This is a genomic window from Microcoleus sp. PH2017_12_PCY_D_A (genome assembly GCF_020738565.1).
In the GTDB taxonomy this organism is placed as follows: Bacteria; Cyanobacteriota; Cyanobacteriia; order Cyanobacteriales; family Microcoleaceae; genus Microcoleus.
The window spans coordinates 1-13,388 of record NZ_JAEQCI010000073.1 but is presented as its reverse complement, the minus strand read 5'-3'; the positions used below and the strand labels follow the sequence as shown (position 1 = coordinate 13,388).

11 protein-coding genes and 1 tRNA gene are annotated in these 13,388 nt (G+C 45.4%); 4 read left to right on the top strand and 8 right to left on the bottom strand.

Annotation, left to right across the window (positions count from 1 at the left end):
• Nucleotides 1–156: 156 nt before the first annotated feature.
• Together JGK39_RS21100 and JGK39_RS21095 are read right to left on the bottom strand one after the other, a co-directional pair.
• Complete coding sequence (locus JGK39_RS21100; protein ID WP_293256773.1) at nucleotides 157–1,488, bottom strand: four-carbon acid sugar kinase family protein; 1,332 nt, start codon at nucleotides 1,486–1,488, stop codon at nucleotides 157–159.
• Nucleotides 1,489–2,013: 525 nt separating this feature from the next.
• Nucleotides 2,014–2,661: a hypothetical protein gene (locus tag JGK39_RS21095; protein ID WP_293256776.1), complete on the bottom strand. Its 648-nt coding sequence runs from the start codon at nucleotides 2,659–2,661 to the stop codon at nucleotides 2,014–2,016.
• Between the two features lie 96 nt (nucleotides 2,662–2,757).
• Between JGK39_RS21095 and JGK39_RS21090 the strand changes: the two genes are divergently transcribed.
• On the top strand, nucleotides 2,758–3,927 hold the full coding sequence (locus JGK39_RS21090) for an IscS subfamily cysteine desulfurase (protein WP_293256779.1): 1,170 nt from the start codon (nucleotides 2,758–2,760) through the stop codon (nucleotides 3,925–3,927).
• Nucleotides 3,928–4,242: 315 nt separating this feature from the next.
• Here the strand turns inward: JGK39_RS21090 and JGK39_RS21085 are convergent, their stop codons facing one another.
• On the bottom strand, nucleotides 4,243–5,265 hold the full coding sequence (locus JGK39_RS21085) for a glycosyltransferase family 2 protein (RefSeq protein WP_366049491.1): 1,023 nt from the start codon (nucleotides 5,263–5,265) through the stop codon (nucleotides 4,243–4,245).
• 78 nt (nucleotides 5,266–5,343) lie between these two features.
• Between JGK39_RS21085 and JGK39_RS21080 the strand changes: the two genes are divergently transcribed.
• Nucleotides 5,344–5,655, top strand: a complete 312-nt coding sequence (locus JGK39_RS21080) for a hypothetical protein (RefSeq protein ID WP_293322373.1) — start codon at nucleotides 5,344–5,346, stop codon at nucleotides 5,653–5,655.
• A gap of 1 nt (nucleotide 5,656) precedes the next feature.
• Here JGK39_RS21080 and JGK39_RS21075 read toward each other — a convergent pair whose 3' ends face one another.
• Nucleotides 5,657–6,418, bottom strand: coding sequence for a C40 family peptidase (locus JGK39_RS21075; protein WP_293256782.1), 762 nt, complete (start codon nucleotides 6,416–6,418; stop codon nucleotides 5,657–5,659).
• Between the two features lie 102 nt (nucleotides 6,419–6,520).
• Here JGK39_RS21075 and JGK39_RS21070 point away from each other — a divergent pair, with 102 nt between their 5' ends.
• The gene (locus JGK39_RS21070) at nucleotides 6,521–7,459 is read left to right on the top strand and encodes a serine hydrolase (protein WP_293256785.1); all 939 of its coding nucleotides are present in this window, start codon (nucleotides 6,521–6,523) and stop codon (nucleotides 7,457–7,459) included.
• Between the two features lie 156 nt (nucleotides 7,460–7,615).
• Here JGK39_RS21070 and JGK39_RS21065 read toward each other — a convergent pair.
• The 4 genes from JGK39_RS21065 to alr form a co-directional block, all read right to left on the bottom strand.
• Nucleotides 7,616–7,704: transfer RNA gene (locus tag JGK39_RS21065), tRNA-Ser, on the bottom strand.
• A 163-nt stretch (nucleotides 7,705–7,867) separates the two neighbouring features.
• Nucleotides 7,868–8,995 (bottom strand): patatin-like phospholipase family protein, encoded by a 1,128-nt coding sequence (locus JGK39_RS21060; protein ID WP_293256788.1) that lies wholly within the window; start codon nucleotides 8,993–8,995, stop codon nucleotides 7,868–7,870.
• Nucleotides 8,996–9,143: 148 nt separating this feature from the next.
• Nucleotides 9,144–9,983 carry a mechanosensitive ion channel family protein gene (locus JGK39_RS21055; protein ID WP_293256791.1) on the bottom strand — a complete coding sequence of 280 codons (840 nt, stop codon included), beginning with the start codon at nucleotides 9,981–9,983 and terminating at the stop codon, nucleotides 9,144–9,146.
• Between the two features lie 261 nt (nucleotides 9,984–10,244).
• Nucleotides 10,245–11,447 carry an alanine racemase gene (alr, locus tag JGK39_RS21050; RefSeq protein WP_293256794.1) on the bottom strand — a complete coding sequence of 401 codons (1,203 nt, stop codon included), beginning with the start codon at nucleotides 11,445–11,447 and terminating at the stop codon, nucleotides 10,245–10,247.
• 246 nt (nucleotides 11,448–11,693) lie between these two features.
• Between alr and JGK39_RS21045 the strand changes: the two genes are divergently transcribed.
• On the top strand, nucleotides 11,694–13,286 hold the full coding sequence (locus JGK39_RS21045) for a peptidoglycan-binding protein (RefSeq protein ID WP_293256796.1): 1,593 nt from the start codon (nucleotides 11,694–11,696) through the stop codon (nucleotides 13,284–13,286).
• Nucleotides 13,287–13,388 lie beyond the last annotated feature (102 nt).

Sequence of the window (13,388 nt, the reverse complement as noted above, 5' to 3'; positions counted from 1 at the left end):
AAGAACAAAGTAAATGCTCGCAGCAGGCACGATGCCTACCCCACAAGAAAAAAAATTGTGGGATGGGCATCTTGCCCGTCCTAGTTATTTTGGCAATTCAAGTCTATTGTCCTCCATGACTAGAAGTGAATTAATCTGCGTCAATCTAAGGCTCAACTAGCTATCATGCTTGCTCAGCCGCTTGTAAACCGTAGCCAAAGCATTGCTGTCCCCCACATTTCCGGGAAACAAAACGATGGGTAAATCTGGAAACAGAGGATGGTCTGGCTCGGTTTTTACCACAGAACAACCTGCAATAATTTGACCGATTTGCCTGACACTTTTCAGCGACAAACCTGTACTCAACACATCGTTAGAAGTAATCCCGCCCTTGCTAATTAAAAAACCGATATCAGCAGGCAGTCCCCGCACGATATCCATCAACAAAGCAGAAACTGCCGCTCCAAAATTTAGCCGCACTTCTGCATTTTCAAATTGTAGTTCCTGGCGGCTGGTATAAATTACAGGAGTTTTGCCATCTGCATAAGCAGTGCGAACTTTTTCGAGAATTTCATCGAGGATTTGGATGCGAGACTCGGGAGCATCTTCTAGCAAGTGAGATACATCTATTTCAATGCTAACTGTATTGGGTTCTTCTAACAAACGTTCCAATTGATCTGTAGTTTTCTTAACGTGGGAACCAACTATTACTGCACCTGGTTTGCCGTCTTTGACGTATTTTGACATTTCATCGGCGGCTACTGGCTGGTTGCCTAGGTCAGCTAAGGATGTTAAAATACTAGCTCCACTGCGGAATAAAAACTTTTTGCCTTGACTGGCTGCATCAAGAATGTGTTTGGCAAATGTGTTTAAATCGCCTTGGCTTTCGCCGTCAACAACTGCACATTGGTTGTCTGTCATCTCCATCAATCTATCTAAACTTCCGTAGCGGATGTCTGCAAGTAATATGCGATCGACAGTATCAGCGTGGATGCGACCTTTGGTTTTTTCTTCTACGTAGTCGGGGAGGTAACTGTGATGGTAGCCGAAGACTGAATCTTTGGCAAATTCGGTTTCGTGAACGGGGGTTTCGACGCCGTTAACCATGAGGTAGTGGACGCTGTTGCGGGTAATTCTGCCTCCTTCAAAAAAGGCGGGAATTAGAAAATGAGCGTCGAAAGGGCCGAGTTCTTCGGCGATGACATCGGTTTCGATCGGATAGTGACCGCGCAGGGTAGAATCGGAACGGCTAACGATTAGGAAGTCTTCGATTTCTTCGATCGCGATCGCCCTTTTGAGATTTTGGCACACTTCGCGGGTGACGGAGGCGGCTGTTTCGGGAGTTAGCGATCGAGTATTTGTCAGTATAAAAAAAATCGGGGACTTGTCCCGCAGTCCCAAACGCAGGGTTTCTTCGTCCCAACGTGTCAGCAGCAAACAACTGTGCACGGTTTGAGAACCTGTGGGATCGTCATCGAGAACTATAATCTTAGGTTTGGTAGAAGACATACTGACCTGGTTGTTAACGTCACCTTTCCAAGATATCCTTACCTGTTACACAACAGGTAAAAATTTACAATTATGATTTTTCTTAACAATTCTCATAACTTATAAATTTTAAAATGTGTTTGAGTTCGATTCGTTCACAGTTGGTGCCCGTTGCTACCAAGAAGACGGGGCGGTTGAAACCGCGTCTATTGGTGCGCGTTGCTAGGAAGAAGACCGGGCGGTTGAAACCGCGTCTATACAGACAAAACCTGCCTGGTGCAGGTTGAAGAACGGGCAGTTAAAATTCAATATGGTTGGGTTAATGCTAAGGTCGGAAGAGATATCTTAGGGTTAGCGCAGCGATCCCAGGGCGATCCCATCGCCGAAACTATGATAGTTATCAATTAACTGATGTGTGCGAGGAGAAGTTAGCTTTTTAACTGAACCTTATTTGGCTAAAATTACGTTATTTTATTCATTCCGCGCACCATCCGGAATTTGTTTGTGTAGATGCGGTTTCAACCGCCGTCTTATCTTTCCATTTTGTTAATTAGCAGCATTTCGATCCTGCAACTTTTTCATTTCTGCTTGAACTTCCACAGCTAGCTGCAAAGCTTGGTTGAGCAATCGCCCCGGCTGGCTCGAACGATCGCTAATTTGCAGGGCATTCAAAGTTCTTAAATTATTGGCAAACAGTTCTGAGTTAGTATCGACAAATTTTTTGTTTTCCCTGAGAATTTTCTCGGTTTTCAAAGCTCGAACTAAATCCTCTCTGATGAGCTGCAAGGCTTTAATAACTTTGGCGCGATCGCCGATTTTGACGTTCGGATTGCCAGCATCTTCGATCCGGTCATTAATTTCGATCGCTTTGATTATACCATTATAGCGATCGACATCATCAAAAAGACGAATTAAATCTTGGTTCCGGCTGCACCAAATTTTCCAGGCATCTTCCAAGATCAAACCGGCGATCGCACAGAGGTGCAGGGCCAACCACAACAAATAAGCCCTAGGAAATATCAGCACCAACAGCCAACAACTAATTAGAACCAAAACAATTAAACAGACTGTTTTCAAAGCTTCGCGGGCAAACTTAGTCGCAGTCGCAGGCCGGTATACGCGATCGGGCCGGGCGCCGCACAGGTGCTTGAGCTCACCGACAGTAATTTCTAATCCCTGAATGTCAGGTCGCATAAATCTTCACAAATATTTGTTAAATATAAAGTTTTGTGGTAGAACAAAGGGCTCGTCTACAATAAACCTAACACCTTTTTTAACCAAAACCCAACTATGTCCGCACGTCCTATATACCTCGACAACCACGCCACAACCCCTGTAGACAAACGAGTAGTTGATGCGATGCTGCCGTATTTTACCGAACAATTCGGCAATGCAGCCAGCATCAACCACGTCTACGGCTGGGAAGCAGAAGCAGCGGTAAAACAGTCACGACAAATCATAGCAGAAGCGATCAATGCCTCTCCCGAAGAAATTGTTTTTACCAGCGGTGCAACGGAAGCAAATAATTTAGCGATTAAAGGCATCGCTGAAGCATATTTCAGTAAAGGAAAGCACATTATAACAGTAAAAACTGAACACAATGCAATTCTTGACCCCTGTACGTATTTGCAAAAATTGGGGTTTGACATTACTGTTTTACCGGTAAAAAGCGACGGACTGATTGATATCGGCGATTTGATCAAAGCGATTCGGGCGGAGACAATTTTAGTGTCAGTGATGACGGCTAATAACGAAATTGGTGTGATTCAGCCGATCGCCGAAATTGCAGCAATCTGTCGCGGAAATGATATTCTGTTTCACACGGATGCGGCCCAGGCGATCGGCAAAATTCCCCTCGACGTAGAGGAAATGAACATCGATCTGATGTCCTTGACGGCGCACAAAATCTACGGGCCAAAAGGCATTGGCGCCCTCTACGTGCGCCGCAACAAGCCGAGAGTGCAGCTAGCGCAACAAATGCACGGGGGAGGGCACGAACGGGGAATGCGATCGGGTACTCTCTACGCGCCGCAAATAGTCGGATTTGCTAAAGCAGTAGAATTAGCCATTGCTGAAATGGAGGCGGAAACAGCACGAGTTGTGAATTTGCGCCAGCGTTTGTGGGAAAATTTGAATGAATTGGGTGATGTTGTTCTCAACGGTCACGCTACTAAAAGATTACCTGGAAATCTGAATATTAGTGTCGGCGGTGTTGACGGTCAAGCGCTGCTGTTGGGTTTGCAACCGGCGGCGGCGGTTTCTTCGGGTTCTGCTTGTACTTCGGCGAAAATATCTCCTTCTCATGTTTTAGCAGCGATCGGGCGATCGGACAAATTAGCCTACGCCTCAATTCGCTTTGGGATTGGCCGGTTCAATACTGCTGCTGAGATAGATGCAGTGTCTCAACACGCGATCGCCACTATTCAATCTCTGCGCCAAGCTCAAAAAGTCATGAGTTAACAATAATATCATGTCCTCACTACAAACCTCTTGATTTCGGTTCGTAGTGAGGACTTCAGTCCTGTATTTTTTGGGACTTCAGTCCTGTATTTTTTGCGGACTAAAGTCCTCACTACAAACCTCTTGATTTCGGTTCGTAGTGAGGACTTCAGTCCTGTATTTTTTGCGGACTGAAGTCCTCACTACAAACCTCTTGATTTCGGTTCGTAGTGAGGACTTCAGTCCTGTATTTTTTGCGGACTGAAGTCCTCACTACGAACCTTTAGATTGCGTGTTATTTACAAGACTAAATTTTATTCAATACAAATCATTGTCTTATTTAGAACCAAACACCTCGCGCACCCGATAAATCGGCTTTCCCTGAGACTCGTGATAAGTCCGCATCATCACTTCCGCCAGCAAACCGAAACAAAATAACTGCACGCCAGTCAACAGCAAAACCACAGCCAAAATCAGCAAAGGACGATTCCCAATAATTTGACCAAAACCCAATTTTAAGACTGTCAAATAAATTCCTAAAACCGTTCCCAACGCCATAGAACTCAGTCCCAAAAGTCCAAAAACGTGCATCGGTCGAGTCAGGAACTTCTTCATAAAAGAAATAGTTAGCAAATCCATCAACACCCGAAAAGTCCGCCAAATGCCGTACTTGCTTTGACCGAAACGCCGCGCATGATGTCGCACCGGAATTTCTGCAATTCTCGCGCCTTCAATAAACGCCAAAGCCGGCAAAAATCTGTGCAACTCCCCGTAGAGATTTAAGTCTGCAACTAATTCAGATTTATAAGCTTTCAAAGAACAGCCGTAGTCGTGCAAAGTTACGCCCGTAACGCGACCAATTAACCAGTTAGCAATTTTAGAAGGAATCAGGCGGCTGATAGTATTGTCTTGCCTATTTTTGCGCCAACCGCTAACTAAATCGTAGCCTTCATTTAACTTTTCCAGCAACATCGGAATATCCGCAGGGTCATTTTGCAAATCGCCGTCTAGGGTAACAATAGCACGGCCTGTCGCGCGATCGAAACCTGCCGACATCGCAGCAGTTTGTCCGTAGTTGCGGCGCAAAAGCACAGCACAAAGGTCATCGCGACTATCGGCTAGCTGTTTGAGAAGGTCAGCAGAACCATCTTTAGAACCGTCGTCTACACAAATAATTTGATAGCTGAGTCCAGATGGTTGAATTGCAGAGGCGATCGCCTCAATCAGATGAGGCAAACTTTCTACCTCATTATACACCGGCACCACCACCGAAACGTCGAGAATAACCTCATTTGCAGCCTGCTGTGCGGCCAATTTTTCCAAAAATAATGCAGCGTCCATTGTTTTGTTAGATAACATCAGTAACTCACACCAACAAACAGTATATACTCAGCAGTCATTAGTCAGCAGTCATTAGTCATTAGTCACTGGTCATTGATGAACATTACGGTGGATACGGTATCAGAGACAACTATTGGCGATTCTGTGATGCCGTTTGAGCAAGGATATGCGGTTTGTTTATCACCACAAACTCAGCAGAGCCTACAGAACTTAGGCGTGGGTGGCCAGAAACCGGGTTTTTTACGAAAATACTTCGTTAAAACCATCAATTTAGGTGAAAAACCCGGTTTCTTAGTTCGTAGTGCGATCGCCAGTGGCCAGAAACCGGGTTTTTTGCAAAAATCATTTGTTCCAACCCTCAATGCCGGTAAAAACCCGGTTTCTTTGTTCATAGTACACAAGCCCTAAACTAACTAGGTTGATAACTTGCCACAACTTTACCATATCCGCGCAATTGCTGGTAATAAGCCCGACTGACTGCATCCCCATCATCCGACAAAACATCGATACCAATACCATCGCGACCTTGAGTTTTTCCAGAACTGTGAATGTAGCGATTTTCTCCGATATACAATCCTACATGAGTGGCTTTTTCCGGCGTCCCAAAAAATACTAAATCACCCGGTTCTACATCGCTAACACTAATAATAGATGTCGTAAAAGCTTCTTGCTGGTAAGCATCCCTCGGCAACCAGATGCCCGCCGCCACAAAAGCAGCTTGCATCAATCCCGAACAATCATAATTGGGCCCGACTGTACCGCCCCAAAGGTAATAATTGGATTCCTGCATCGCCTCGCGAGTAAAGGTAATTGCGATCGCCAATTTTTCCTTAATTTCATCCTGAGAAACCACCAGAGGATGATACACTGTTTCTGTGACTTCGAGCAATTCAAGATCTCGAATATCCAGCCATCCCGGATAATCGTCTTCGCACAGCCGCACCATCACAGCCGTTGTATCCCCCTGCACAAGGGAATCTATGCCATCTCTCCCCCTCTTGTAGGGGCGGTGGATGGTGCGTGCCCGCCCTGGCTGGGGGGGGGCAAAAACGAGCAAATGCCGCCCCAAGGCTGCTTGAGTGGCCAATCGATCGCACTTTGGGGAATCGTAAATATTTATGTGCGAGATCGCCCGATACTCCACACCATTAGATAATTGATAATTGACCATTGCTAATTGCTAATTGTTTGCTGTTAATTGTTCGCACTTAACGATTTATTGCCATTAGCCAACCGCCGTTAACCGTTAACCGTCAGCAGTCAGCCATTAACCATGACATTTTTCCACAAAGACGAACAATTAGAAACCCTCGGCAGTAGCATTATAGATGCAGTCCAGGCAGAATTTACAGGATTGAAGGGCGATCGATTGGCCATCACCTGGATCGTCTACGATCCGCCAGTCCGAGTCAACACAGGCGGCGCCCTCAGCGTACAAGAATTTTGGAAATATCAACCGCGAGGCTTTAGCGCCAGAGAATCCGATCGAATTTATCCCGCCAGCGTCGTCAAACTATTCTACCTTGTTGCCATCTGGGAATGGGCACAAAAAGGCATGATTCAAACATCGCCAGAATTAGAACGCGCCGTCCGAGATATGATAGTTGATTCCAGCAACGACGCCACCAGCTTAGTAGTAGACGCCCTCACCGGCACCACCAGCGGCCCAGAATTGTCACCAGGCCCCTTTGAAACTTGGAAACAGCAGCGAAACCTCATCAACCGTTACTTTCAATCATTAGATTGGCCGGAATTACAAAACATTAACGCCAATCAAAAAACTTGGTGCGACGGCCCCTACGGTCGCGAGCGAGCATTTCTGGGAGAATTAATGGAAAATAGAAATATGCTAACTACAAATGCAGCGGCGCGTTTGCTGCACAGTATCATCGGTGGCGTAGCTGTTTCTCCAAAAGCATCGCAAGATATGATGGGTTTAATGAAACGCAGTTTAGCACCAGCAGAATTAGAAGCAGATCCCGAAAATCAAGTTACAGGTTTTTTAGGCGGCGGATTACCAGAAGATGCAAAATTGTGGTCAAAAGCGGGGCTGACAAGTCAAGTTCGTCACGATGCTGCTTATATTGAAATACCTGGTTTGCGGCCGTATTTGTTAGTTGTATTTACCGAGGGGAAAGAGAATAGCAAGAATGAAGAGATTTTGCCTTTTATCTCGCGGCAGTTTGTCCAAGCAATGAAGGCACTTGATTAAATTTAGTAGCTGATGGTTGCTGCTAGACAAGACTTGAATTGCAAAAAAAAATTGGGACGATGCTCAAAGCCCATCCCATAATAAAATTCTGTGGGATGGGCTTCTAGCCTGTCCCCCAAATTTATTAAAAAGAATGTTTTCCTAGAAGTTTTAGAACGGAGAGGGGGGGATTCGAACCCCCGAAGGATGATAACACCCTTAACAGATTAGCAATCTGCCGCTTTCGACCACTCAGCCACCTCTCCAGATGACAGCAACTTACTATAGCACACACATCTGGCTGTTGCCAACCCCTAAATCAAAAATTCCTGAAACCCTTACCCTGTATGAAATTCCGTTGTCCGTTGTCCGTTGGAAGGCATAAAAATTCTTCCCGTCGAACCCTCTCCCCGTCTCCTACAATCAAGACTATTCCCCAAAGCCCCTAGCCTTCAAGTGCTTTTCCCAGCTAAAATTGGAACTCAAAAAGAACCTCTTAGTAGACAAATACCCCAATCGATACAGTTTAGCCTTGCGATCGCCATCTAGATTAAAATCCGTCGTCGTCACCCCAGCTTCAGTCACATCAATATTAATAACTCGCCCTTTATCCATTTCCCGCTGGTGATAGCGGTCTCTTGCTTTCATCATCGTTCGGAACATCCCCGCCAGCATCGACAGCGGAGTGTCAATCTTGACTTGATTTTCAATTCCTGTATCTACCAATCGAAACCCAAAGGTAAACCAACGCGGCACAACCGGAGTCGAACCGACAGATTGTTTGTCATAAATCCACAGCGGGAAATTGCTCAGAATTCCGCCATCGACAATTAAGTCGTTGCCGAGTTTTCCAGGCTCAAAAAATAGCGGAATGCTCATCGACAGCCGCACCGCTTCAGCTACGCTAAAATCTTCGGGATTTTGGAGACCCAACTGCTGGTACAAAGGATCGGAATCTGCTGAGTCTTGCCGCCGCAAGTCGTCGGGAATCACTAACATTTCACCGCGAGTCAGGTTGGATATTACTACTTTTAATTCCCGGTCTTTTGTCAGTTCTTTGACATCGGCAAAAGTGTGCAAGTGACCTTTACCAAGTGTTGCTTCCAACCACTGCCGGAAAGGTTGGGCAGAATATTCTCCCATCTGGCGGCTAATTGTGAGAAAAAGTAGCGTCCAAGCTGGAGATTGCAAGTCGTCGGCGGGGTCGCCGTTTAAAATTAGAGGACTATTTTTTTGACTTAAAAATATGCTATAATCGAGATCTCCTAACAACTCTTCTAAGTCATCCATTGACAAGTCTGTTGCCAATACTGCGGCAGTAATTGCACCCGCAGAAGTACCGGCCAATTTTCGCCAGCGAAGGCCCAAATCGTGGCAGCATCTGAGTGCTCCTAAAAAGGCAAGCCCGCGCACGCCACCTCCTTCAAAAATGGCGTCGGCATAGATTTGTTTTTTTTCGTCGGGAGGCGGAAACTTTTTAAGAATAGTTTCTTTCTCGGTGGCGGACATCCTGATGCCCGGTTCTTGTAAAATTTGCTGGGGATATAACTTGCTCATTTTAGATTTTGGATTTTAGATTTTGGATTTTGGATTAATACAGAAGATGCCAGCTCGATGGGGTACATATCAGAAACATGGGAGGGCGGGCACGGACACCGCCTTAAGAAAATCGTTTTTTGTGCTGCGTTTATTTGAAAAATGTTATTTATTGTTGTTGATTTTTGTGGGCATTCATGGTTTCTTTGACGTGTTCTTGAATTTGCGATCGCACTTGTTCGTAGGCCACCGACGCGCACCAGGGTCGGAGAGATAGAATAGTTGTATCTGGAGTTATCTCGATTACCAAACAAGTCGGGGGCGGATTTTCCAACACCAGCGGGTGAGAGTGGGCAATTTCCAGTAAGTCGGCTATAGTTGGACGGATCGGGCGATCGCCAATATCAATTTTTAAGTCTACTCGCCTCGTACCCATCGTTGTGGTATTTTTCAGTGTACCGTTAAATAAATTATTATTCGGAACAATAATTTTTATGCGATCGTCCGTCACGACGGTTGTCGAAAAAATCCCGATGCTATCGACAACTCCCTTAACATCCCCAGCTTCGATCGCATCTCCGACTTCAAAAGGCCGTAAACTAATCAACATTACCCCAGCAGCAAAGTGGGATAGAGTATTTTGCCACGCCAAACCAATCGCCAAACCCGCCGCGCCGACTACCGCCACCACGCTAGTAGTTTGAATTCCCAACTGATTCAAAGCCGCAACTACGCCGACAACCAAAATCACAATTTCCGCAGCTTGAACTAAAAATTTGCGTAGCGTGGGCTCAGTACGACTCAGAGTTCGACGAGTCACGTTACCCGCCAACCCGATCGCAAATCGCGTAATTAACAAAATGCCGATCGCCCACAGCATTTGAGGTACAATTTTAAATCCCAATTCTACGAATTTTTTCGTTAATTCTTGGGCTACTTGCATCGCCTGTATTCTTTCTGCATTTAGCGGCAGACTTTGAGCTATTTGTAGAAATGTGTTGGCTGTCATGTCAATTGGTAATTGGGAATTGGAAATTGGGCATTGGGCATTGGGCGGAGCGAAGCGGAGGGATTGGGCATTGGTAAACGCAGTCTTAGTCTTATCGCTTATTCCGAGAGTCCGACAGGGGTTAAAAACCCCTGTCTCATAGCTAAAGTCCTCTAAAAGAGGACTAAATTAAATAATTTTATCCTGCAAAATCTTGAGTCGGTTTTAACCGACTTTTGCTATGAGGCTGGGGTTTAAACCCCAGCCGGACTACTGCTACTGTTAAGAGTTTACCGCTACGCGAGGCAATCGGTGTTTAAAACCGCAGAGAATTTCCCAAGAAATAGTTCCTAAAATTTGGGCCCAATCGTCAGCAGTAATTTGATTTTCTCCATCATTCCCCAACAACGTCACCACTTCACCGACTTCTAAATCGGGAATATCGGTCACATCCAGCATTAATTGATCCATCGTCACGGCCCCGACTTGCGGCACAAATTTACCTCTAACTAAAACCTGCATTTTAGTAGAAAGATTGCGCGGAATCCCATCTGCATAACCGATACCAACTACCGCAATCTGTGTCTCGCGCCCAGCAATAAATTTATAGCCATAACTGACGCCGGTGCCTGCTGCAATTGTTTTCACCTGCGTTACTCGGGCTTTTACCTGCATTGCGGGCTGCAAAGAAGCGATCGCCTGCAAGTGAGGGGCAGGATAAAGACCGTAGGTAGCCAAACCGACTCGCACTAAATCGTAGTGCAAATCGGGGTCTGTGAGAGCGGCAGCAGAGTTTGCCAAGTGCAGGCGACAGGGGTTAATTCCTGCTGTTTGGATTTGGGCGATCGCCTTTTTGAACCGTTGCTGTTGCTCTCTCATCACGGTTGGATCGGGACTGTCGGCTGTCGCCAAGTGAGAGTAAATGCTGGCTAATTTTAAATTTGGCAAACTGTTGACTAATTGCACAAATTCTGTTGCGTCTTGCCAAGGCGTACCCAAACGAGACATTCCCGTGTCTAACTTAGCGTGAACGGGCAAAGATCGATCGAGACTGACGAGAACTTCGGAAAAAATTAGGGCTTGTTTGGCAGTACAAATAGTGGGCTGCAAGTGCCATTGGGCGATCGCCTTTACCTGTGCCGGTGTATTGGTTGCCCCCAACAGCAAAATCGGCGCTTCTATCCCAGCTTCCCGCAATTCTATGCCTTCGGGAATTGTCGCGACTCCCAGCCAACTAGCACCTGCTTGCAATGCTGTTTGACTGACTGCGATCGCACCGTGTCCGTAAGCATCCGCTTTCACAACTGCCATCAGTTCTGTGTTGGGAGATAATAGATGCTTAAGCTGTTTTACATTGTGAGTTAAAGCTGCTAAATCTATTTCTACCCAAGCCCGCTGGCAAAGTCCGCCGTCACCGTCCCACAGCACCGTCTGGCGGGATTTTTGGGTTGTTGATGCTGCGGTTGTTTGTTCCTCACTCAACATTGTCGATCGCTCCTACTTGCTTGCACCATTAAAAACTGCTCGGAGATTGCACCCTCGGTGTAATTATAATAAAATTTTCCTTTTAATCAATGTGTTATACCGGTTAACAAAAATCCTGAAACCCTAGACCAGAGCCAAACCGTTATATAATCAGCGGTTGCCAAATCTTAAATCCAAAATCCAAAATCTAAAATCTAAAATGGTATTGGCTGGTGTATCATAGCATCAAAAATACCCGTAAAAACTATGGACGGATTGGCTTACCTGCATTTAGCTGAAACTTGGGAAACGCCCCCAGCTCAAACTCGATCGCCCAACTCGAAACAGCACCTAAATTTAGCTGCAACTCCTTTACTCTTCTTTACAATATGTCTCACAATTTTTAATTTAGTCTATCCCGCCCTCGCCATCAAAATGACAAAAGGCGATAGGGGCCCGGAAGTTGTCGAACTACAGAAAACTCTGCAAGCATCAGGACATTTTGGCGGTAGGGCTACAGGATTTTACGGTTCCGTCACCCAGGCTGCGGTGAAAAAGTTCCAAGCAGAGAACAACCTAAAAGTTGACGGAATTGTCGGCCCTCAAACCTTGTCAGCCCTCAAAGGCAAGTCGCCAGCCGCCAGCGCTGACAAGGAATCTGCCCAAAAAACAGCATCAAAGGTCGATCGACCTTCGCCATCTCCTACCCCCACAGAAAACAGCAACCAACTCGAATATCCAACTAAAAATCAGCCCAAACAGCCTCTTTTTGAAGAACCATTTTTACCACCATTTAAAACAGAAACTGCTGCGCCAACCTCCGACAAAAAAGAAAATGAATTACCCGGCAAAAGGCTTGCAAACACCGAAGAAAAAATGACTTTGAAAAAAACTATTTACGGCAAAATATCGCCGAAATCAATAGTTTATTCGGGAGATGGTTTATTTTTTGCTCAAAACATGATGTACAGCCACAGCATCACCGTTTACAATAGGAAATTTAAATTAGTCAAGACTATTTCCGATACAGTAAACTTGTCAAAATTTGGCTTTTCTAAATTCAAAGGCAATTACAAAGGTTCTCCCGTAGAAGCCGCCTTTTCAACAGATGGTAAATATGGCTATGTATCGAACTATCAAATGTACGGTTCTGGGTTTGACAATCCCGGTAGCGACAGGTGTTCTCCATCGGCCAAACACGACCAAAGTTTCATGTACCGTATCAACACCCAAACGTTGAAAATAGAAAAGATAATTCCTGTAGGTGCGGTTCCGAAATTTAATGCTGTTTCGCCTAACAATCGTTTCGTACTTGCTAGCAATTGGTGCAGTTGGGATTTGAGCGTAGTTGACATCAATAAAAACCGCGAAGTCGAGCGGGTAAAACTGGGTGCATATCCTCGGGGTATTGTGGTTACTCCCGACTCAAAAAATGCCTATGTTGCTGTGATGGGTTCTTCCGATATTGCGAAAGTGAATCTGATAGACTTTTCGGTAGAATGGTTGAGAAATATTGGCAATGCGCCGCGTCATTTAACGATAGATCCCAATGGCAAGTATATGTATGCCACTTTGAACGGTGAAGGGAATGTGGCAAAAATTGACCTAAAAACTGGTGAAGTGGTAGATAAAGTTTCCACGGGAAATGCACCTCGCAGCATGACAATTTCTGGTGACGGTAAACTGATTTATGTGGTTAACTATTCATCAAATACTGTTAGCAAGGTGAGGACTAGCGATCTCAAAGTGCTGCAAACAGTGAATGTTAATTCAAGTCCGATCGGGATTACTTACGATCCTGAAACTAATCAGGTTTGGGTGGCTTGTTATTCGGGCAGCATTATGGTGTTCCAAGATTAATCTACCAGGTTCGTAGTGAGGACTTCAGTCCTAAAAAAATCTAAGAAAAGGACTAAAGTCCCTACTACAAACCAGGTTCGTAGTGAGGACTTTAGTCCTAAA